The following is a 21,598-nucleotide window of genomic DNA, read 5'->3' as shown; positions in this document are numbered from 1 at the left end:
AATTAAAAGGAAAGTGTATTTTCTTTTTTTAGATGATATATAAATCACGTAAATGGTTCAATCGGATTTATATACAAGGTAAAATAGTTGAGGAAGTGAGAACGATTAGCAAGCGGAACAGAAAGTCAGAACAAGAAAAAAAATCTGTATTTCTTTGTAAAAATGTTGACCCTGAATTTTTAGGCAGAGAAGTCTATGCGGACAATGTCGAAACCCCGTATAATTTCTATTTAATCCGTGAATTGAATCTTGCAAAAGATTATCAAAACCTTGCTGAAGGAGAAGCATATTTTGATGCAATCTGCGACAGCTGGGATGGGGCAGAAGGATTCAACAAACTAGTAGTAAAGAAAATCTACATGTATGTAGAGACTGAGATGATGTACTATACTTTGTTAATGGGGAGCTTTGAACCGTTAACAAGAGATGCAAGAGCAGAGTTGAAAGACTGGCTGACAGAGGTAGTCGTTGAAAAATCGGAAGCACCACTTGTTCATAAAGGATACGAGATGGCGGATTCTGCTGAACTGACTAGTGTGATGAAACAAATGATGGAAGCATCAAATGAAATGTTCCGTCTTAGAAAAATGATTAGCGACTTGACTGATACTATTGGACAAGCAAGACTGGAAGCAAAATCGCAGCCTGTAATCTCTAGAAGTGTGCACACAATTCATTTGAAACGGGCACAGCCGATTGTTGACAATGAGCCTGTTGTACAGAAAAAGCCGGAGAGTAAGATTGAGCTGAAAGCGGAGGAAGCACCAATAGTAGAAGGTGAATATTCTGAGGAAAAAGATACAGCAATCAAAATCCAAAAAGTAACTGTTGAACCTACTGAACAGGAGGAAGCCGCAGAAGCTGTAAAAAAGTCCAAGGCAGAACCGACAAAGGAAGTGCAGTTAGAAAATACCCAGTCAGCCGAAGAGGCTACAACTTACCCAGAAAATGAACCTGAAAATGATATTTCTGCAAAGACCTTAGAAGGTTCTGCTGAGAAGCTAAGCCGTAAGAACAGAGAAAATCAGACGCCTGTTGACCAGACGGTTTCAGTCGAAGCAACAGTAAGCCCTGTAGAAACAGTTTTGGAGGCAGCGGAGCCTAAGCTTTCTCCTGAAGCAGCTAAAAAACAACTGCTGGAAAAAGTTGTATTGAAAAAAAATAAAACGAGAAAGCGGACACCAGGTAACTGGCCTCGTTTTTCTCGGTTATTAAAGGAAAATCCGGTGGTTCAGGCACCTAAAAAGATTCCGAGTTTTTCAAAGAGCGAGATGGAGAGTTTGGAAGATGATATCTACTTGCGCTTTATGAGCAAACGGATGAATATTGGCAAGAAACGGACCAAAGAGAAAAATGTTAAAGTCGATCAGGTTGATCTTCAAAGACAGATTGATCAAGCCGAATATCTCAATTATTCATGGGGACAGGTATTGAAGCAGCGGAAAGAAGATGTATTAATCTGTAATCGGTTGAGCAGTGCCAATCTGGTTGAGAATTTGGATGGATTTTTGAAGGAAATGAAGCGAATTGCCAATAAGCGGTCATTTTTCAGTAGAAAGGTTCGTTGTTCTGCGGATCGATTAAGACGCTTGGAAGGGTATGTATTGATGGATCAATATATGCAGAAGCTTAGTGAAATACCAAAGGACGTATATAAATAACCTAGAAGAGGTCGAGATAAAAGTGTTTATTTCCGAGAACTTCAACTCTTAGCGCTTTTAGCACTTAGAGGTTGATGCTATCGGAACGAAGTGTAGTGAGCTTGCTGTCTCTACGAGTCTAGCGATTCTCGAGACAAAGCATTAGGTTCCTACAAGCTTGTCTACGGTTCTCACTCTGTTGCGATCCTCGAAGCATACAAAGACTGGAACGCCGTTTATTCGGATTTTAGAGAAAGAAGAGTTCAGACATTTACTTATGTCTCAAACTCTTCTTTTCTGTTATTAAAAATAAAAGATGTACAAATCAGCAGGGTATGAAAAGCTAAGCTCTCTAATTTTGAAAGTGATTTTATTTCGGAAGCTGTTTAGAATGGCTGGGTTAAGGTCATCATCAGCTGTTGTTTTTCTTCGGTTATTATATAAGTAAAATCAGTGCTTTTCGATTATTGCTTAAAAATGAAATAATTCCTGTAAATGATAGTGAAAAAATGAAGTTTTATAGTATAATTTTCAAGACGGCAGAAAGGTGGGAAACTATGGGTAAAAATCCAATGTATGCAGTTGTTGATATTGAAACAACTGGTACCGATCCGACAGTTGACCGAATTATTCAGTTTGGCTGTGTGCTGATAGATGACGGAAAGATTGTTTCTCGTTTTTCTACGGATGTCAATCCAGGACACCGTATTTCGCAGCAAATCCAGCATTTGACTGGTATAACCAATAAACAGGTGCGGTCAGCACCTTATTTTGAAGATATAGCCTTAACCATTCACCATTTACTTGCGGATACAGTTTTTGTGGCACACAATATTTATTTTGACTATTCATTTTTAAATAGAGAGCTGCAGCGCTGCGGGGCGCCAAAGCTGACAATTCCAGGAGTAGATACAGTAGAATTGTCCCAAATCTTTTTTCCTACTGAAAAAAGCTTCCGCTTAAGTGATTTGTCTGAGCAGTTTGGGTTAGTTCATGAAAATCCCCATCAAGCAGATAGTGATGCACAGGTTACAGCAGAGCTTTTTCTACTGATAGAGAAAAAAATAAAAGAACTGCCTTTATTGACCCTGCAAAGTATACTGGATTTAAGTCAGCAGCTTGGCATGGAGACCGGAAGCTATATCCAACGCCTTTACGATGAACAGAAAGAAGCCCCTAAACAGTTGAGAGAAGAATGGCAAGCTGTAGCCGGACTAGTGTTAAAAAGAAAAAAAGCAGTTTACTTTGAATCACCGGTTTACGAAACAGATAGCTATCCAGCAGCTAAGAAGCAAAAGGAAAAGCTGTTTGGAAATCAATTAGTCTATCGTAAAGAGCAAAGCAGAATGATGAATGATGTGTACAAGCATTTTACAGCTGGAGCGGAAAAAAATCTGTTTATAGAAGCTGCTACAGGTGTAGGGAAAACCTTTGGCTACTTATTTCCAGTCAGCTACTTTGCAACGCCGGAAAATCCTGTAATTATCAGTACAGTATCCATTATGCTGCAAAATCAGCTGCTGGAAAAAGACATCGATTTTACAAATCGTTTTTGTGAGAGAAAGCTTCAAGCGACTGTACTGAAAAGTCATCGGCATTATATTGATTTGCAGAGATTTCGGGAAACACTGAAAAATCCGATTGAGCAAAAGCAATACGCTATTTATCAAATGCGTGTATTGGTCTGGCTGCTGGAAACGGAAACCGGTGATTTAGACGAACTGCAGCTAATCAACTTTAATCATATTTTTTGGCGGGATGTAATCCACCGAGGAATAGAATTACTAAAGAAGGATGAGCAGCTGTACAAAGAAGACTTTGTTCGGTTTCTTTATGAGAAGGCGAAGCACAGCAATGTACTAATCGTAAATCATGCCTTTCTGATGCAGGAGTCTTTTCGAGCAAAACCGCTGCTGCCCAAAAGCGCTTGTTTGATTATCGATGAAGCCCATCACCTGCCTGATATTATTAAGCGGGTAGCCCTTCAAAAAATTTCGTTTTATCCATTTAAAAAACATATTATTCAGGCTGGAGAAGAAGGGCAGCTGTTTGAGCAAACGGCTTTAACCTTGGAAAAGCTGCCGGATGAGAAAAGGTACCTGCACATCTATCAACAGACACTAAAGAATTTAGTAGAGGATTTTCAAGATTTCTTTTTTGAAATGGCACAGCTTCTTCAGATAGAAAAGAAAAATAGCTATCAGGAAATTGCTGTTCAAAAGCAGCTGTTTGATCAGCTTTCTCTAGAAGGAGAAAAACTAATCCGCAAAATTGAAATTTGTTTAAAGGATTTAACAGCTATTCAGAAAAAGATTCAAACAGCAATTGAAGGACAATTGGAGCGCTTCGCCGTTTCTGAACGAATGATTTTATCCAGTTTGTTTCAGCTATTTTCAGAAGTAACAGAAATAACAGATTGCTTTGGTATCTTTGTAAATGACTGGTCACCCCATTGGTTGAAGGAGTATCGATTGGATAAGAACGGCTCAATTACGATGGCAGTGAATGATTTAAGCGCAGGAATTTCGAAAAAAGCCGGCTGGTATCCAAATTATGAGCATATTTTATATACTGGCGGTACGCTGGTTTTTGGTCGGAACCGCAGTTATATTCCAGAAAAGCTTGGTTTAGAAGACTATACAGTCAAGGTTCTGCCAAATCCTTATGATTATGAGCATTCTGCCCGCTTGTTCGTCCCGAAAGCGCCTCTTGATATTCAACAGACATCCAGTGAGGATTTGGCTGAATACATTAGCAGCACAGTAAAAAAACTAGCAGCCCAGGAAGATAGACCAATGTTAGTCTTGTTTACTTCTCATGAGGTTTTAAGGCATACATACTCCCGTCTGCATATGCCGTTGCTAAACGAAGGTCGTGAAGTGCTGGCGCAGGGCATTAGCGGAACTAGAGAAAAGCTGCTGAAGCGTTTCTATCATAGTAAAAACAGTATTTTATTGGGAGCTGACAGCTTTTGGGAAGGCGTCGACCTTCCAGGGGATTCTCTGCAGCTTTTGATTGTGACCAGACTGCCATTTGATAATCCCAAACGTGCATTTGTTAAAGCAGAGTATAATTATCTTGAGTCGCAGGGCGTCAATCCATTTACAGAAGAAGCACTTCCCAAAGCGTCCATGCGCCTTAGACAGGCGCTGGGCCGGCTTATCCGTTCAGAAAAAGATACCGGTATTTTACTGGTTCTTGATCGGCGCTTGGTCAATACAAAGTACGGTAAACGGATTTTAAAAGCGTTGCCCAAACAGCTTCCGGTAGAAAATGTTTCTATGGAAGAGACGTTGGCAGGGATTCATTTATTTTTTAAAGAAAAGGAATAAATTTATTGTCATCCCTCAAAATGATTTCAATTTCTGCTATAATGAAAAACAGTAAGTTTTGAAAGGACGAGCGTGATCGTGGCATCTGAAGATAAAGAACAGAAAAAAGTTGTCATACTGTTGGGAATTGTAGGTATTTTGCTGACAGTAATCGTTATGCTGAGTATATTTTATGTCCGCTCGACGCATTCGATGTCTCAGGCAAAGCGGGAGGCTGTGGATATTGCGAAAACACATGCTCAGCTGGAAGACGTAGAGAATTTCTACTGGTTTAACCGCAAAGAAACATACTTTACAGTCATAGGAAAAGACAGCTCCGGAAAAGAAATGATTGTGATTATTCCAGAAAAAGGCGGAAGTATAACAACCTTTGCTCAAGAGGAGGGCTTGAATGAAGCCCAAGCTAAGCAGGCAGTGAAGGAGCATTATCAGCAAAATGATATTCAAAAGGCCAATTTAGGCATATATGAAGGGAAAGCAGCATGGGAAGTTGTGACTAAGACAGAGAACGGATCATTTAATTACTATCTCCTGGCTTTTGAAACCGGCGAGGAAATCAATACGATCTTAGGAATCTGAGGAATAATTTGAATCTGCGGCTATGAGCTGCTGAGATAAATGAAAAAATGAGGAGTGAAGGGTATGAAGCTATCACAACGTGTGCAGCAGTTATCACCTTCAGTAACACTGGCTGCTTCAGCAAAGGCCAAGAAACTGAAGGCAGAGGGAAACGATGTTTTAAATCTGACGGTAGGCGAGCCCGATTTTACAACGCCAAAAAATATACAGGAAGCAGCAATCGCCGCGATTTCCAATGGTAAAGCCAGTTATTATACACCTTCAGCTGGTATTCCAGAGCTGAGACAGGCAGTTGTTGATGCTGTTCAGCGTAATTACGGTTTAGCTTATGAAACTAAAAACGTCATTATCACAGATGGAGCCAAGTTTTCTCTTTACCTTTTATTTCAGGCAATGCTTGATTTAGGAGATGAAGTATTGATTCCAGTTCCTTACTGGGTAAGTTATGGAGAACAAGTGAAGCTTGCTGAAGGTCAGCCCGTATTTATTACCTGTAAGCAGGAGAATGATTTTAAAGTAACAGTAGATCAGCTTGAAGAAGTGAAGACTGAGAAAACAAGAGCAATGATTCTCAATTCCCCATCAAATCCAACGGGGATGATTTACACGAAAGAGGAGCTTTTAGCCATCGGCAACTGGGCAGTGGCAAATGATATTCTCATCATAGCGGATGATATATATGGTCAGCTGGTGTATAACGGGAATAGCTTTACGCCTCTAGCAACGATATCAGAAGAAATTAGAAAACAAACAATTATTGTTAATGGTGTTTCTAAATCCTATGCAATGACAGGCTGGCGTATCGGCTATACCTTGGCGGAGGAAGAGCTGATTGTAGGAATGAATAAGATTGCGTCACATTCTACTAGTAATCCGACTGCAGTGAGCCAGTATGCAGCGCTTGAAGCTCTTCAGGGAGAACAGGATACTGTAGAAGAAATGAGACAGGCATTCGAAGAAAGACTAAACACGATTTTTCCTAAGGTTGCTGCGTTACCAGGCTTCAAGCTGACAAAGCCTCAAGGAGCATTTTACTTGTTTCCTAATATTAAAGAAACCTTGACTCTTTGCGGATATGAAGATGCAACGACATGGGTGGATGACCTTCTTGAAGAGGCTTATGTCGCACTGGTTACTGGTGAAGGCTTTGGCGCGCCGGATTATATTCGGATTAGCTACGCAGCTGACCTTGCTACATTAGAGCAGGCAGTTGAAAGAATTGCTGCATTTATAGAGAAAAAGATTCAATTGAACAACAACTAAGAGGATTACTTAATTCGGGATAGGTAAAAATTGAAGGAACGGAGAGACAAACGTGGAACAAATTCAAATCATCGACTCAAAGAATCATATAGGTGAAGTCGTAAAAATCGGAGCATGGGTGGCAAATAAGCGGTCAAGCGGAAAAATTGCCTTTCTACAGCTTCGAGATGGAACTGCCTACTTCCAAGGCGTTGTTGTCAAAAGTGAAGTAGAAGAAGAAGTTTTCCAGTTGGCGAAAAGCTTAAATCAGGAGACAGCTGTGATGATTACTGGAGAAATTAGAGAGGATACCCGCTCTAAATTTGGCTACGAAATCGGTATTTCAGGAATTGAAGTTGTGGGTGAGAGTCACGAGTATCCAATCACTCCTAAAGAACATGGGACAGATTTCCTGATGGATCATCGTCATTTATGGCTGCGTTCTTCCAGACAGCATGCAGTAATGCAGGTTCGTAATGAGATTATTCGTGCAACCTATGAATTTTTCAATACAAATGGCTTTGTTAAAATTGATCCGCCAATTCTTACCGGTAGTGCACCAGAAGGAACAACTGAACTGTTCCACACTAATTACTTTGACGAAGAGGCTTACTTGTCTCAAAGCGGACAATTGTATATGGAAGCTGCGGCAATGGCTTTTGGCAAAGTATTTTCATTTGGTCCCACTTTCCGTGCTGAAAAATCTAAAACGCGCCGTCATTTAATCGAATTCTGGATGATTGAACCAGAAATGGCGTTTATGCATCAGGAAGAAAGTCTGGAAGTGCAGGAACAGTATGTAGCGTTTCTAGTTCAGAGTGTTCTTGACAACTGTGACTATGCATTAGATGTGCTAGGCAGAGATAAAGAGCTTCTAAAAAAATACACAACATTGCCGTTTCCTCGTATCTCCTATGACGATGCAGTTGAGCTGTTGAAGAAAAATGGTTTCGATGATATTGAGTGGGGGGATGATTTTGGTTCTCCTCATGAAACATTTATTGCAAATTCATTTGAACAACCAGTGTTTATTCTAAACTATCCAAAAGCAATTAAGCCGTTTTATATGAAACCACATCCTACTAGAGAAGATGTCGTAATCTGCGCAGATATGATTGCTCCGGAAGGATATGGAGAAATCATCGGCGGTTCAGAACGGGCGACCGATTATGAATTTCTACTTGAGCAGATTCGTAATCATGGGTTGGATGAAAAAGAATATTCCTGGTATCTTGACCTAAGACGTTATGGATCAGTTCCACATGCTGGCTTTGGTTTAGGACTAGAAAGAACAGTTACCTGGCTTTCAGGGATTGAGCATGTTCGTGAATCAATTCCCTTCCCGCGTCTGCTAAACAGATTATATCCTTAAAAGAATAAACGAATTACAAAACAGATATGTATCTTTGGAAAAGGTAAAGGCCATGATTTCATCCAAAGACATATCTGTTTTTTTATTTTTCAGGAGTACTTTTTTTGATTTTAGAACAGTGGTTATCGGTTGAGGAAAAAACTAGAGAATGCTAGACTGAAGATGTAGCTACACGATATCAATAGCAGGGAGGAATCTGTATGGAAAGAAAAACCAGTTTTAAGGCGGTTGCCACTACAGGGAATTTTCAGCAGCTGCCTGAAGGAGGGATGAATTAATCGTTGTTCCGATAATCTTGTGAAGTAAAATGAAGCAATCAAAAATACTCAGTGAAATAGTTTGACAAGAGGCTGAAGAACAGGAAAACGGAGTAGAAAATAAAGTAAATTGAAATAACTGCACTTGATTTAAAGACAGTGTATATTCAAAGTCACATGTTAGACAGAAAATCAGAAAAAATAGCAGACAACTATGTCAGAAATTTTTTATTCAATAAATATTTATAAATTCTATTTTATTAATGACGCCAAGAATGGAAGTGAGCCTTCAGACAGCTTCTTCCATTCTTTTTTTTAAAAAAGAAATGATAGTACGTCTTTTAAAGGTACAAAATGGAAAAAATGAAGGAAGTAGTTTAGAAAAAATAAATTTTATGGTAGAATTAGCGGAAAGCCAAAATAAAGGAATGACGTAAATGGGAAATCCGGTACAAGTAAAAAGAAAACATTTTCGATTTCCGGCGTATGACGATGAGGTCGGTGTAAAGCTGTCATCTGGAAGCAAGCGACGTTTGTTTGCTGATGAACCGCTATTGACACAGCGAACAGATATGAGTGTTGATTCAGTACCTGAAATGGTTCCACAAAATGCTTATCAGCCTCAGCAAGCAGCACCTAAGCCTGCTGTTGAAAAAAAATCTGCCGCTGAAGCAGTATTAAAACAGACGCATACGAAGGAACAAATCGACGAACTAAAGCGCCACAAACTAAATCTGCCTGATTATACAACGAATAGAAGCCGAACAATTGAAAAGCCTAAAAAACCAAATTTATTCGGCAACATGCATAAAAAGAGTAAAGAAACTTTTGAGGAAGCAACCTTTGGAAGAAGAAGTACAGGAAGGCAAATTACTTCTTTCAGCAGCTCAAAACAGCCGGAACGTTCTTATTTCGTGCCAACCTATGTGCCTGCTTCTGTAATTCCAGATGAAACTCCAGCAGCTGAAGAAGTTACTGAGCAGGAGCTTTTAGCAGCGATGAAGAAGGATAAGTCATCTTATATTCTCATTGATCATGAGGATACGCAGTTCAGAGAAAAGAAGGTCGATGATCCTTCTGTTCAGAAATTTAATGTACCAAAAGAAAACCCGGATATTCCGCTGACTCGGAGACAGTATCAGCAGATTCGTCCTAATATGTCCCGCTTTGATCAGGATAGTGAAGCCAATGATTTGCCCCGCTATCGTTCAGAACTGAAAACAGCCAAAGAGCAGGCTAAGAATCAAACAGCGTATGCTCAGAAGGTTTCAGAAGAGGAACAGCAGAAAAAAGGAATTTTAGACAAATCATTAAGCGGAATCATTGAGGATTCTCATGCTGAAATGGAAAATACTAAATATTTTACTTGATGATTAAAAGAGAGTTTTCAACTGTTTCTACAGGGGGAAATTCTTCTTTTTTTCTTTTTTTTTAATTTTTATAAGAAAAATTGTGGACTTTTTTTTAGTTGATTATTTTTCTGTTTTGTACGATAATGAGGAACGTACGACTTAAGACCGTTACTAATGATGTATACATATGATGGAAAACAGATAGATGAAGAGAAGAGGATCATTATGGAGAATCGAGAAAATAAATTGTATCATTTTGTGGGAATCAAAGGCTCTGGCATGAGTTCTCTGGCCCTTGTTCTTTTTGAAAAAGGCTACAACGTACAGGGATCAGATGTGGAAGAATATTTCTTTACTCAACGTGATTTAGAAAAAGCAGGAATTACGCTGTTGCCTTTTGATGCAGAGAATATTACGAAAGATATGGTAGTTATTGCTGGAAATGCTTTTCCGGATGCTCATGAAGAGTTGGTTCGGGCAAAAGAGCTGGGGGCAGAGGTTATCCGCTACCATGATTTCATTGGTCAGTTTATTCAGCCTTATACCAGTATTGCAGTGACTGGCTCACACGGTAAGACTGGAACAACAGGTCTACTTTCTCATATCCTAAGCGGCATCAAACCGACGAGCTATTTGATTGGGGACGGCACAGGGCATGGTGTGCCGGATGCGGAGTTTTTCTCATTTGAAGCCTGTGAGTACCGCAGACATTTTTTAGCCTATTCTCCTGACTATGTTATTATGACGAATATTGATTTCGATCATCCTGATTACTATAAGAGTATCGAAGATGTTTTTGATGCCTTCCAGTCAATGGCAAGTCAAGTTAAAAAAGGTATCTTTGCTTATGGGGACGATCCTTATCTTCGCAAGCTGAAGGCAGATGTTCCTATCTATTATTATGGTATGAATGAGAACGACGATATTCAAGCGAGAAATATTGAACGAACAACGACTGGTTCGGTTTTTGATGTGTATCATCATGAGGATTTTGTTGGTCGCTTTGATTTACCTGCTTTTGGAGAACATAATATCATGAACGCACTAGGTGTGATTGCTGTATGTTATTTTGAAGAGCTGGATATGAATAAAGTAGCAGAAGAAATGCTGAGTTTCCAAGGAGTAAAACGGCGCTTTACAGAGAAACAGGTTGGCGATGTTGTCATTGTTGATGACTACGCGCATCATCCAACGGAAATCAAAGCTACTATTGATGGTGCCCGTCAGAAATATCCTGATAGAGAAATTATCGCTGTTTTTCAGCCGCATACCTTCACTCGAACAATCGCTCTGATGGATGAGTTTGCAGAAGCGTTGGATTTAGCTGATCACGTATTCTTGTGTGATATTTTTGGTTCAGCCCGTGAATCACAAGGGGATGTAAAAATTGAAGATTTAGGTAACCGTATCAAAAAGGGCGGTCAGGTGATTAAAGAAGACAATGTATCGCCGCTTTTAGACTATGAAGACGCCGTATTCGTTTTTATGGGAGCAGGAGATGTTCAAAAATTTGAACAAGCTTATGAAACGCTGTTGAGTAATACCACAAGGAATGTTTTATAAGTATTTATTATTGATAGAGTTTAGGGAACGAAGCAGGTTGCTTCGTTCCCTTTTTACGTTAATGAGGTATAATTGACTCAATAATCTAAAAAGGAGAAAAATGATATGGCTTATGACAAAGCAAAGTGGCATTTTGAAGCAGAAGGGTTTCCAGAGAATGTTGGAATTGAGCAGGGAGGAGTTCATATTGCCTTTTTCTATCGCTGGATGATAGAGAACGGCTTCTCTGGATATGACATGATTGAAGAGGCAGCTGAAGAGGTTGAATTAGTGAAAGCTGGCAAATACAGTGCTCTCAAATTATTATTTGAGTTTTGTGACGGTGTTTTATTAGAGGAGGATTTTAATGATTCGGGGGCTTCATTCGCAACTCAGTACTATAATACAAAAACAGCTTTTTCAGATACCTATAGCTCGTATTTAGAGGATTACGCCTGTTTGACTCTGAGCCATATGAATGGCTTAGAAAATACAGACTATGGAATTTTATTCATAGACGACAACTATCAAAAGGTAAAAGCGATTATCAATCAGAGATATCAAGAATATCTTAGCTTTATTCAATAATGTTGAGTTAAGTAAGCGTATTCATAAATGAGTGAGTTTGGGCTCTTCGTTTTTAATGAAAACAGGCATAGGGAAGTTTTAAATTTCTCCTATACCTGTTTTGATTGATTATGCTTTTCTGTTTTTCTTTCGAAGGACTAGCAATGAAAAAGCTCCAATTGTTGATAAAATACCACTTTTTAACAAAGTATTGCTAGCTGATTCTCCTGTTTCAGGAAGCTTCTCTTTAACAGAAGGAACTTCCGGATCTGGCTTGACGGCAGATGTGGTAGAACTGATAGTACTAGGCTGTGTTGTGTTTTCAAGTATGGGAATTTTAAATGTAATAGTTTCGCTGTACTCAACACCGGCTATGGTATATGCAGTCGCAGTCACAGTGCTTCCAGCATCAAACTGTTTTGCATTAATAGAAAAATGACCATTATTATCAGCTGTTACAATGATTGGATCACTAGGTAAACCGAGTATATAAAAATAAACGGAAGCGCCTGGGCTAGTGGTTCCATTGAATGAATGAGAAGAAGAATCGTAAACGATTTCCAAGACTAATGTTGCAACATTACTTTCTACAATATAAGTACAATTAATTAAATAGGATTTACCTTCACTGTCAGTAGCGGTAATACTGGCTGGATTTATACCTAGTATAGCTGTAGTATATTGATTTCCAGATTCAAAGGCTAAATTTTCTAAAGATAAGCCAGATGTTTGATCAAGACTTTGTTTAAAGTCAGCAGGATTTATTGTGGCCCCCTGTTGATACCTTGCTGCGGGACCACCAGTAAGCGTCAATATAGTTACGCCATTCTCTTCTTCAGATATTGGCAATAAAGGTTCGTTTTCCAGTAATTCTGTTTGTTTAAACTCATCAGGTTCAATACTACTATCAGTAGAAGATGCTTCTGTTTCTAAGGGAACACCTAAATCAGTAGTAGGGGTTGTTTCACTAGTGTCTGCACTTTCTACTTGCTCATAGGAACCTGTTTCTGCATAGGTATTTACCCCAAATGAAAAACCTAACAATAATGTACAAATTAAACCCATTTTTTTCATTATACTTCCTCCAAACTTTGTATTGTAATGATATTGTAACTTAATCAAAATGTTTTTGCAATATTTGTTTTTTGTTTGTTATGTAAAAAATAGTAATTCATCTGGTACGGCAAAATACTTATTTTGAGCTTTTAAAATAAAGGAGGATACTCAGATTACTTATCTGAATAATAGTACAAAAACCAAAATATGTTTTTGATAAACAAGGTAATTCTCTATGAAGTCATGCTTCTGTTTGGATTTTATTAGTAACTAGGACGATATATATTCATTTTTTCTATTACTTTTTAAGAAAAGCTTGCTTTAGTAATGTCTTTTTATACTTGCCTTTTGCACTGGTTTTGGTACAATTATCATATCATTAATGGAGGTGTACTAATTTGAACATCGGAAAACCGAGAAAATTAGGCAAAACCATCGAAGATATCGAGGAAGGCGATTCGTTATCCTTAACAGAATCGATTGAAGATAAAGATCTTCTGCTTTATTTAGGCCTGACGAATGATGCCAATCCCCTTTATATCCAACATGACTATGCCCAGCAAACGGAGTATCAAAAGCCGATCGTACCGTCGATCATGTTGATGGGAATCATCACAAGCGCTATTTCAAAGCACTTGCCTGGTCCAGGCTCCCATGTAGTGAATTTTTCTGTTAATTTTTTGGAACCAGTCTTTCATTACGACACACTGACCTTTCATTTTGAAGTTATCAAGATTGATAAAATGAAGGATGTGGTAACGATTTCTATTGAGGCCGTAAATGAGGAAGAGAATCGTGTGCTGGATGCTGTAGTGATTGTACAGCCGCCGAAGCACGTTGACTTAGAAGAAAAGAGTAGGAAAGAAGGGGTATTAAATGAATCAAATGGAAACAGCTAATGTTCAGGAAGGTCTGAACAAGTTTTATGCAAAAATTTATGGATTCTTAGGATTAGGGATTGCAGTTAGTGCATTTATCTCTTATCTAGTACTGGATGTGTATTTTTGGGAAGTTATTGTTTTCTTGAGTCAATACAATTATGCGCTAATGGGACTTTGGATTGCTGAAATTGCATTGGTTATCTTTTTAGGCGTAAGAGCTGCAAAAAATCCGTCCTTAGCAATCGGCGGCTTCATTCTATACTCAGTGTTGAATGGTATAACGCTGGCGATAACATTGGCGGCGTATACAGAAGCAACTGTCGTTTCCGCTTTTATTAGTGCTGCTTCAACATTTGGATGTATGGCACTGGTTGGTGTATTAACGAAGAAAGATTTATCAGGAATGGGCCGGGCAATGTATACAGCGTTATTCGGGATTATCATTGCGTTGCTTTTAAATACATTCCTATTCCATAGCGGAACGATGGAATACATCATCTCAATTATTATGGTGCTGGTTTTTTCAGGTCTGACAGCCTATGACAATCAACGTATCCGCAACGTCTACTTCCAAAGTAATGGAACAGCAGGAAATGGGATTGCAGTGTATCTAGCATTGCAGTTATACTTAGACTTTATTAATCTGTTTCTTGCGTTTTTACGTATTTTTAGCAAAAAATAATTCGTTGAATTTTGGACAGAAAAGTGTCGTAGGATGCTTTTCTGTCTTGTTGTTTATTTTTATAGCTGCGGGAATATGAAAAAAAACAAAGGAGGAGTCAAATGGAGGCATTGAAAGAAAAAATCAAAACAGAAGCAGAGAAACTACCTGGTGCTTCAGTCTATTATCGCGAAAGCTGGGAATGTGACTACTTTGAGATTGCCGGCAAATTCTTTGCTATGTTGGGCAAAAACAAAGAAGGAGAAGAAATATTTACGTTTAAGGGAGTTCCTGAGCAAAACGAATTGCTGAGAGAGCAGTATGAATTTATCGTTCCAGGCTATTACACTAATAAAACCCACTGGAATTCGATTATTCTAAAGGATAGTACATTAACAGAAGGGGAATATCTGGCAATGATGAAAAAATCGTACGAGCTGATTGTTGCTAAACTACCGAAAAAAATAAGAGAAACATTGAGTTAATAGTAGAAATAAGAGCGACTGAGGTATTTTCCCAGACGCTCTTATTTTTATGAGTTAAACCTTTCTATTTGCGAACGTATGTTTTATAATAAGAGAGATTATGAGGTGACGAGAGAATGTTCGATTCAGAAAAGATTCCAATCCGGAAGCTTGTTGAATTTATTTTGCGTAAAGGCAGTATTGATGCTCGAAAGACCAGCAGCCATACGGCTCAGGAAGGAGCAAGAATTCACCGCAAGCTGCAAAAGGAAGCCGGTAAAGCATATAAAAAAGAAGTGAAGCTTTCAAAAGAAGTAACGCTGAACAATAAAATATATTTCGTTGAAGGCCGGATGGATGGTCTATTTACTGATGAAGAAGAACAAACCGTAATTGATGAAATCAAAACATCAGAAGCTGCTTTTGAGGACCTGTATGAGGAACAGTTGGCGATGTATTGGCATCAAGTAAAATGTTATGGTGCAATCTATAGTCAGCAGGAAAATCTGGAGAGCATCACCTTACAGCTGACCTATTTTCAAACCACAACAGAAGAAGTAACGAAGAAACAAAGGACGTTCACTCAAGAAGAGCTGACTGTTTTTTTTGAAGAGTTATTACAAGAATATGAACGCTGGCTGATTTTTAGTGAAAACTGGCGGGAAGTTCGAAATCAATCTTTGAGGAATTTGCCTTTTCCTTATGAAGAGTATCGAAAAGGGCAAAGGGAGCTTGCTGTCGCTGTGTATAAAACAATTCTCAGTGAACAACGCTTATTTGTCGAAGCGCCTACAGGAACAGGAAAAACAATCTCAACACTTTTCCCAGCCCTTAAAGCAGTTGGTGAAAACAAGGCTGAGAAGCTTTTTTATCTAACTGCTAAAACAATTACGCGGCAGGTTGCAGAAGATGCAGTCGAAGCAATGAACAGAAGAAATCTGAAAATCAAAAGTCTGACGATTACTGCTAAAGATAAAATCTGTTTTCTCACAGAACGAAATTGTACACCAGAGCATTGTCCGTTTGCCGCAGGCTACTATGACCGACTGAATGAAGGCTTGTGGGACATTCTCCATCATGAGGACCGTTTTACAAGAGCAACGATTGAAACATATGCGCAGAAGCATCAGCTATGTCCGTATGAGTTTTCTCTGGACATCAGTTTATGGTGTGACTTGATTATTTGCGATTACAATTATGTCTTCGACCCAGTCGTTTACTTGCGGCGCTTCTTTGAAGAGGGAATCAAAAAAGAATATACTTTTTTGATTGATGAAGCACATAATTTGGTGAACCGTTCAAGGGAGATGTATTCTGCTGAACTTTCTAAAGGTCAGCTGCTTAGGATGAAGAAACTGATAGGAAAGCAAAATCGTACGCTAACCAGAGCGGTAAACAAAGTGATAGATGAGTTTGATAAGCTGGATGACTTCTGCAATGAAGAGAAAAAAGAGTTCATTTCACAGTCGGCAGCTATCGACAGTCTAGTGAAGCAGATTTTTCGGTTGACAGAAAAAATTGGGGAGTGGTTGCCCCAGAATCAAGAGCTCCCAGAACTAAATCAATTTCTAGAAATCTATTTCAGCTTGCTTAATTATCTGAAAATCAGTGAATTCTATGATGATCACTACTGCACGTATATTCAGCAGAAAAATCATACGTTGATGGTCAAGCAGTTTTGCTTAGACCCATCGTACTTGTTAGGACAAAAGCTGGGAATGGCCAATGCCAGTATTCTTTTTTCAGCTAGCTTTACTCCGCTGAATTACTACAAGGAAGTACTCGGCGGCGGGGAGGAAGGCTTAACATACCGTATTCCAAATCCCTTCCCGGAAGAAAATCAGCTGCTGCTAATCAGCAATTATGTTCAAACAACTTATCGGGAACGGCAAAACAGCTTAAATCGTGTTGTTGAAAGCTTGACAGTGATGATTAAACAGAAAAAGGGCAACTACTTCTTTTTCTTTCCATCCTATGCTTATCTGGATATGGTCTATGATGCGTTTGTACTAAAGAATCCGGATGTCCGGACTTTAATTCAACAGACGGAAATGGATGAAGTGGAAAAAGAACGGTTTTTGGAGCAGTTCCAGTCTGACCCTGATGAAACGCTGATTGGCTTTTGTGTACTTGGCGGTGTATTTTCAGAAGGAATCGATTTAAAGGGCAGCCGTTTGATTGGTACGGCTATTATTAGTGTAGGCTTGCCCCAAATCAACGAAGAACAAGAGTTAATTAAAGAGTATTATGATGAACAAGGGCTGGGTTTTCAGTATGCATATCAGATTCCTGGAATGAACAAGGTGCTTCAAGCAGCAGGAAGAGTGATTCGCGATGCTTCGGATTTAGGTGTTGTTTTATTATTGGATCAGCGTTTTGCAGGCCCCTCTTATCGAAGTTTAACACCGCCTCACTGGTACCGTGCCCAGATTCAGCCGAGCGTTCATCATTTAGAAAAAAATATTGAGACCTTTTGGCAGAAAACTGATAAAAATGATACGGGAGGAAGAGAATAAAATGAAGCAAATCCTTGTTTTGCATACAGGTGGTACAATTTCAATGGCTAAAGATGCCGGCGGTGGAGTCATCCTCAGTGATGAGAATCCCTTGATGAACCAAAATGAACTGTTTCAAGGAGAGGTTGAACTGATTGTAGAAGAAATATTTAATCTCCCTTCTCCTCATATGACGCTGGAACGGATGCTTGAGCTAAAGGAACGAATAATGCTGGGGATTGAAGAAGGAATTGACGGTGTAGTTATTACCCATGGAACAGACACACTGGAAGAGACAGCTTACTTTTTAGAGCTGACAGTGCCAAAGAAAATTGCTGTTGTTATAACAGGAGCGATGCGTTCCAGCAATGAAATCGGTAGTGATGGACTTTATAACTTTATAAGTGCCGTTTGGACAGCCGCTTCCGATGAATCAAAAAATAAAGGCGTTCTTGTTGTAATGAACGATGAGATTCATATGGCAAAATATGTGACAAAAACCCATACAACAAATGTAGCAACTTTCCGAACGCCAACCTTTGGTCCCATAGGTATGCTGACCAAGGGCAAAACCTTCTTCACTAAAGAAGTAATGCCGGAAGAGGTCTGTGATATCAAATCTGTTGCAGGAGAAGTTCATTTAATTAAGGCTTATGCAGGAATGGATGGGCAGATTTTTCAGCTGGTCAATACTGAATCACTTAGTGGTATTGTAATTGAGTCGTTGGGTGCGGGGAACTTACCTCCAGCTGTTTTGAAGGAGCTACAGGTTATCCTTGATAGAGGAATTCCTATTGTACTAGTTTCCCGCTGTTCTAATGGTATCGCTGAGGATATTTATGCGTATGAAGGCGGCGGAGTAGAACTGAAGAAGCGTGGTGTGATTTTTGCCAGAGGTTTAAATGGACAGAAGGCACGTATTCGTTTAATGGTTGGATTAAACAGTGGGAAAAATGATGGTTGTTTAAAGCTGTTTTTAGCGGGAGAGTAATAGTTTTATAGGACGTAAAAATTTATCGATTATAGTGAAAGCTGCAGCTCTTGTCGAAATGACAGATGTGCGGCTTTTTTTGTATGACATGTAGGTCTGTTCTACTTTGTAAAATTATTTAAGCTCGTTTTAAGTTCCTGCGGGTAAGCTTTTCCTAAGATTAAAAGAAAAGCAGGTGACGAAATGGCAGCAGCAATCGTGATTCCCAGTTATGAGCCTCAAGAGAAGGTTGTTTTATTCATCCAGCAGCTGAGGGAAGAGCTCAGTGAAACAATAATTGTAGTTGATGATGGGAGCGGGAATAAGTATCGACCGATTTTTCAAAAGCTGGAGCAGCTTCAAGGAGTAAAGGTCTGCTCGTATAAAACAAATGAAGGAAAAGGTCACGCTTTAAAAGCTGGTTTTCAGGAAATTATAGATAACTTCCTTGAAGTTGAAGCAGTTGTTACTGCAGATTCTGATGGGCAGCATAGTATTGAAGATATTCAGCAGTTAATTGCACAGATACAAGCAGCGGATACACAAACTATCATTTTTCTATGTTGTAACTTGTCTATTTTTACTGTCGGCAACTGTATTGACGCTGTTTTCATATATAAAATGAGGTGATCTGATGTGGTTTTTTCTAGTGATTCTGTTTACAGCGGTGTTAGGACTGATTTGGTTGATTATACCTAAAGAATGATGACTTGGAAAAATGAAGCTAAAGAAACAATCAATGTCTGAAAGTGTAAAGCAAGTGTAGAAAAATTGGAGACTGTTCTTTTTTTGATTCTAAATCCGAAGGAGAGTACAAAAACAGCCTATAAAAAGCCGAAATACGCTGAAATCGATGCTAAGATACGATTTCAGTGTATTCCGGCTTTTTTCTTAAGATAGATCGCTTTTATTACAGTCTGCTGCTAATTTTTTATCTATAGTTAATAAACTGCAGTTCAATTGGAAGGTTAAGCTCTCTGAGCAATGCGATGACTTTTTGTAAATCATCACGGTTTTTCCCTGTTACTCGAATCTTGTCTTCTTGAATTTGGGATTTAACCTTCAAACCTGAATTTTTAATAGCTACGTTGATTTTTTTAGCATTCTCTTTATCAATGCCGCTAATTAGCTCTCCATACTGTCTGGCTGTACCGCCAAGTGCTTTTTCGCTCTCTGAAAACTGAATGTTTTTAGTAGGTACATTGCGTTTAATCAGTTTGCTGAAGAGTACATCTTTGACCTGTTCTACCTTGTAATCGTCATCTGAAACAACCACCAAGCGATCATTTTCCAATTTGATATCAACAAGGGAACCTTTAAAATCAAATCGGTTTTTAATTTCTTTTAGCGCAATCTGCATGGCGTTCTTTACTTCTTCCATGTTCATTTCAGAGACCACATCAAAACTTGCTTCTTTTGCTGCCATTTGATAACCTCCTGTTTTTGATTGTTCTTTCATAGTAACAATGAAAGAAAGATACGACAAGAGATTTTGAAAAAAAGAAACAAAAAAACAACATTTTTGCAGATAGAAAAACAGTGGGCGCTTGGCTAAACAAAGGACAACCTGAGAGGAAAAAAAGATTGTTTGATTCAGCATAAAAACATTGCGAAAATCTTGGGAAAACATATAATTGGAATGGGGATAGTATCAGTTTTTTTATAAAATGATTATTGAAGGAGCGAAAAAGATGGGGAAAGAGCTTGTGTCTCATAAACAGGGAGAATTTATCAAAAAGATTTTCGTTATACTTATTACCGGAATCACTGGGGCAATGGGCTTAAATTTGTTTTTAATTCCAGCTAAAGTTTTTTCAGCAGGAATGAATGGGATTGCGCAAATACTGGCCACCCTTCTATACAGTCATTTTTCCATCACAATAGACACAGGTTTGTTCATTCTACTATTGAATTTGCCGATTTTTATTTTAGGTTTTTTAAAGCTTGGGAAAGAAGCCACGATTTTTAGTTTTATGAATGTTGCCTGTGTTTCGGTTATAACCATGATTTTTCCAGTGTATACTGTTACCGATAACCCGCTGATGAACGCGATTGTCGGGGGCGTACTGATTGGAATAGGGGCGGGTCTCTCTTTAAAAATGGGATTTACCACTGGGGGAATGGATGTTATTTCCTTAGTTCTATCTAAAACAACAGGAAAAACAGTTGGAAAATATATTTTTATGTTGAATAGCATTATTGTGGCAATTGCGGGTTTTCTGTTTAACTGGGAAAGTGCATTATATACGATTATCTCAATTTATTGTATGACCCAAGTGATTGATGCGCTGCATACTAGTCATCAGAAGGTGACTGCGATGATTGTCACCACAAATCCAGAGATTGTGGTGCGGGGAATAGCAGAACAGATGGTGAGAGGGATGACGCTGCTGCCGTCAGTTGGCGGGTATTCTAAGGCTGAGGGACAGATGATTATGATGGTTATAACCCGTTATGAATTATATGATTTAGAGCAGATTGTTCACTCAATAGATGAAAATGCATTTATGAATATTGTACCAACTCAAACGGTCTTAGGCCGGTTTGCTAACGAAGATGAGCAGAGAGTATTTAAAAGTACTGGAAATTTTCCTGAATTAAAAAAACATAGAATCAAGTAAAATGAGAATAGATGAATTTTTATAGCCTTTGAGGAGTTTTTTTATGAGTAAAGAACAAATGATTTTCAAAAAAGCATTGACAGCATGTATGCCGCAGCTGCTGGAAGAAATACTGTCGTATAACGAAAGCCAAAAGGTATACGGGGTTTCTTTTATAACGACAGACGATTTTTATGGGATGTACGCAGCCTTTGTTACAAAAGAATTTATGGATGAACAGGTCAAGTCGGAGTCAGAAAAAGAATACAAACGGTGGCTGCCGACAGAATGGCCCTTTTCTGATAGCGTTCAATACTTAATTATATAGAAACTTGTCTGCGATTATTGATAATGATGAGGTAACTGATTTTACACGACCCTCAGATGAAAAATGGGCATTCGCTCTTACGCTGATTGATACAATAAATGAAGCACTTGAAGCTGTGCCGAAAACATTGTTTACAAAGCAAGGCTATGAGAAAGAAAACGTGATTTTTTCCGTAACGATGTCTGACGCGACTACATGGATGAGATGTTTGTTGGCTCTATTAAAAAAATGAACAAGGGGACAAAAGCGTTAGAATTACT

General features: G+C 38.8%; 19 protein-coding genes. 17 read left to right on the top strand and 2 right to left on the bottom strand.

The features are described from left to right. Positions 1-32 precede the first annotated feature (32 nt). From ACYSNQ_RS00250 to ACYSNQ_RS00215, 8 genes are all read left to right on the top strand, one after another. Entirely contained in the window at positions 33-1,661 is a 1,629-nt protein-coding gene (locus ACYSNQ_RS00250; protein ID WP_426080751.1) for a hypothetical protein, read from the top strand. 536 nt (positions 1,662-2,197) lie between these two features. Beyond that, on the top strand, positions 2,198-4,972 hold the full coding sequence (locus ACYSNQ_RS00245) for a helicase C-terminal domain-containing protein (protein ID WP_426080749.1): 2,775 nt from the start codon (positions 2,198-2,200) through the stop codon (positions 4,970-4,972). A gap of 78 nt (positions 4,973-5,050) precedes the next feature. Continuing rightward, positions 5,051-5,551, top strand: a complete 501-nt coding sequence (locus ACYSNQ_RS00240) for a cell wall elongation regulator TseB-like domain-containing protein (RefSeq protein ID WP_426080748.1) — start codon at positions 5,051-5,053, stop codon at positions 5,549-5,551. Between the two features lie 63 nt (positions 5,552-5,614). Next, positions 5,615-6,814, top strand: a complete 1,200-nt coding sequence (locus ACYSNQ_RS00235) for a pyridoxal phosphate-dependent aminotransferase (RefSeq protein ID WP_426080747.1) — start codon at positions 5,615-5,617, stop codon at positions 6,812-6,814. 52 nt (positions 6,815-6,866) lie between these two features. Next, positions 6,867-8,165 (top strand): asparagine--tRNA ligase, encoded by a 1,299-nt coding sequence (gene asnS, locus ACYSNQ_RS00230; RefSeq protein WP_426080746.1) that lies wholly within the window; start codon positions 6,867-6,869, stop codon positions 8,163-8,165. A gap of 694 nt (positions 8,166-8,859) precedes the next feature. Continuing rightward, a complete protein-coding gene (locus tag ACYSNQ_RS00225; RefSeq protein WP_426080745.1) occupies positions 8,860-9,792 on the top strand; it encodes a hypothetical protein in 933 nt (310 codons plus the stop codon). A 207-nt stretch (positions 9,793-9,999) separates the two neighbouring features. Beyond that, on the top strand, positions 10,000-11,337 hold the full coding sequence (murC, locus tag ACYSNQ_RS00220) for a UDP-N-acetylmuramate--L-alanine ligase (RefSeq protein WP_426080744.1): 1,338 nt from the start codon (positions 10,000-10,002) through the stop codon (positions 11,335-11,337). A 105-nt stretch (positions 11,338-11,442) separates the two neighbouring features. After that, the gene (locus ACYSNQ_RS00215; protein ID WP_426080743.1) at positions 11,443-11,904 is read left to right on the top strand and encodes a DUF7832 domain-containing protein; all 462 of its coding nucleotides are present in this window, start codon (positions 11,443-11,445) and stop codon (positions 11,902-11,904) included. A 108-nt stretch (positions 11,905-12,012) separates the two neighbouring features. On the opposite strand, the gene ACYSNQ_RS00210 is transcribed toward ACYSNQ_RS00215, so the two are convergent. Then, complete coding sequence (locus ACYSNQ_RS00210) at positions 12,013-12,957, bottom strand: LPXTG cell wall anchor domain-containing protein (protein ID WP_426080742.1); 945 nt, start codon at positions 12,955-12,957, stop codon at positions 12,013-12,015. Positions 12,958-13,337: 380 nt separating this feature from the next. Between ACYSNQ_RS00210 and ACYSNQ_RS00205 the strand changes: the two genes are divergently transcribed. From ACYSNQ_RS00205 to ACYSNQ_RS00180, 6 genes are all read left to right on the top strand, one after another. Next, positions 13,338-13,838: a MaoC family dehydratase gene (locus tag ACYSNQ_RS00205; RefSeq protein ID WP_426080741.1), complete on the top strand. Its 501-nt coding sequence runs from the start codon at positions 13,338-13,340 to the stop codon at positions 13,836-13,838. Further along, a complete protein-coding gene (locus ACYSNQ_RS00200) occupies positions 13,816-14,502 on the top strand; it encodes a Bax inhibitor-1/YccA family protein (RefSeq protein WP_426080740.1) in 687 nt (228 codons plus the stop codon). Before ACYSNQ_RS00205 ends, ACYSNQ_RS00200 begins: the two co-directional genes overlap by 23 nt. Before the next feature lie 101 nt (positions 14,503-14,603). After that, positions 14,604-14,966 carry an MmcQ/YjbR family DNA-binding protein gene (locus ACYSNQ_RS00195; RefSeq protein WP_426080739.1) on the top strand — a complete coding sequence of 121 codons (363 nt, stop codon included), beginning with the start codon at positions 14,604-14,606 and terminating at the stop codon, positions 14,964-14,966. Positions 14,967-15,082: 116 nt separating this feature from the next. Then, positions 15,083-17,461 carry an ATP-dependent DNA helicase gene (locus tag ACYSNQ_RS00190; RefSeq protein WP_426080738.1) on the top strand — a complete coding sequence of 793 codons (2,379 nt, stop codon included), beginning with the start codon at positions 15,083-15,085 and terminating at the stop codon, positions 17,459-17,461. A gap of 1 nt (position 17,462) precedes the next feature. Beyond that, the gene (locus tag ACYSNQ_RS00185) at positions 17,463-18,431 is read left to right on the top strand and encodes an asparaginase (protein WP_426080737.1); all 969 of its coding nucleotides are present in this window, start codon (positions 17,463-17,465) and stop codon (positions 18,429-18,431) included. Positions 18,432-18,614: 183 nt separating this feature from the next. Next, positions 18,615-19,040, top strand: a complete 426-nt coding sequence (locus ACYSNQ_RS00180) for a glycosyltransferase (protein WP_426080736.1) — start codon at positions 18,615-18,617, stop codon at positions 19,038-19,040. A gap of 301 nt (positions 19,041-19,341) precedes the next feature. Here ACYSNQ_RS00180 and ACYSNQ_RS00175 read toward each other — a convergent pair whose 3' ends face one another. Further along, the gene (locus ACYSNQ_RS00175) at positions 19,342-19,836 is read right to left on the bottom strand and encodes a YajQ family cyclic di-GMP-binding protein (RefSeq protein ID WP_426080735.1); all 495 of its coding nucleotides are present in this window, start codon (positions 19,834-19,836) and stop codon (positions 19,342-19,344) included. Between the two features lie 265 nt (positions 19,837-20,101). Here ACYSNQ_RS00175 and ACYSNQ_RS00170 point away from each other — a divergent pair, with 265 nt between their 5' ends. Genes ACYSNQ_RS00170 through ACYSNQ_RS00160 form a run of 3 tightly spaced genes read left to right on the top strand, consistent with a single transcriptional unit; the run spans position 20,102 to position 21,570 of the window. Next, on the top strand, positions 20,102-21,031 hold the full coding sequence (locus ACYSNQ_RS00170; protein ID WP_426080733.1) for a YitT family protein: 930 nt from the start codon (positions 20,102-20,104) through the stop codon (positions 21,029-21,031). A 43-nt stretch (positions 21,032-21,074) separates the two neighbouring features. Beyond that, positions 21,075-21,338 (top strand): DUF4303 domain-containing protein, encoded by a 264-nt coding sequence (locus ACYSNQ_RS00165; protein WP_426080732.1) that lies wholly within the window; start codon positions 21,075-21,077, stop codon positions 21,336-21,338. Between the two features lie 4 nt (positions 21,339-21,342). Then, positions 21,343-21,570 (top strand): hypothetical protein, encoded by a 228-nt coding sequence (locus ACYSNQ_RS00160; RefSeq protein WP_426080731.1) that lies wholly within the window; start codon positions 21,343-21,345, stop codon positions 21,568-21,570. Positions 21,571-21,598 lie beyond the last annotated feature (28 nt).

Source organism: Enterococcus sp. LJL51, assembly GCF_054871795.1.
The sequence above is the reverse complement of the archived record's forward strand: the minus strand, read 5'-3'. Positions and strand labels throughout refer to the sequence as shown.

Excerpts from the sequence above, each read along its gene's own strand:
- ACYSNQ_RS00190 (WP_426080738.1), top strand. The coding sequence starts at position 15,083 with ATGTTCGATTCAGAAAAGATTCCAATCCGGAAGCTTGTTGAATTTATT.
- ACYSNQ_RS00215 (WP_426080743.1), top strand. The coding sequence starts at position 11,443 with ATGGCTTATGACAAAGCAAAGTGGCATTTTGAAGCAGAAGGGTTTCCA.
- ACYSNQ_RS00210 (WP_426080742.1), bottom strand. The coding sequence starts at position 12,957 with ATGAAAAAAATGGGTTTAATTTGTACATTATTGTTAGGTTTTTCATTT.
- ACYSNQ_RS00185 (WP_426080737.1), top strand. The coding sequence starts at position 17,463 with ATGAAGCAAATCCTTGTTTTGCATACAGGTGGTACAATTTCAATGGCT.
- ACYSNQ_RS00225 (WP_426080745.1), top strand. The coding sequence starts at position 8,860 with ATGGGAAATCCGGTACAAGTAAAAAGAAAACATTTTCGATTTCCGGCG.
- murC (WP_426080744.1), top strand. The coding sequence starts at position 10,000 with ATGGAGAATCGAGAAAATAAATTGTATCATTTTGTGGGAATCAAAGGC.
- ACYSNQ_RS00235 (WP_426080747.1), top strand. The coding sequence starts at position 5,615 with ATGAAGCTATCACAACGTGTGCAGCAGTTATCACCTTCAGTAACACTG.
- ACYSNQ_RS00250 (WP_426080751.1), top strand. The coding sequence starts at position 33 with ATGATATATAAATCACGTAAATGGTTCAATCGGATTTATATACAAGGT.
- ACYSNQ_RS00170 (WP_426080733.1), top strand. The coding sequence starts at position 20,102 with ATGGGGAAAGAGCTTGTGTCTCATAAACAGGGAGAATTTATCAAAAAG.
- ACYSNQ_RS00200 (WP_426080740.1), top strand. The coding sequence starts at position 13,816 with ATGAATCAAATGGAAACAGCTAATGTTCAGGAAGGTCTGAACAAGTTT.
- ACYSNQ_RS00245 (WP_426080749.1), top strand. The coding sequence starts at position 2,198 with ATGGGTAAAAATCCAATGTATGCAGTTGTTGATATTGAAACAACTGGT.
- ACYSNQ_RS00180 (WP_426080736.1), top strand. The coding sequence starts at position 18,615 with ATGGCAGCAGCAATCGTGATTCCCAGTTATGAGCCTCAAGAGAAGGTT.
- ACYSNQ_RS00165 (WP_426080732.1), top strand. The coding sequence starts at position 21,075 with ATGAGTAAAGAACAAATGATTTTCAAAAAAGCATTGACAGCATGTATG.
- ACYSNQ_RS00175 (WP_426080735.1), bottom strand. The coding sequence starts at position 19,836 with ATGGCAGCAAAAGAAGCAAGTTTTGATGTGGTCTCTGAAATGAACATG.
- ACYSNQ_RS00195 (WP_426080739.1), top strand. The coding sequence starts at position 14,604 with ATGGAGGCATTGAAAGAAAAAATCAAAACAGAAGCAGAGAAACTACCT.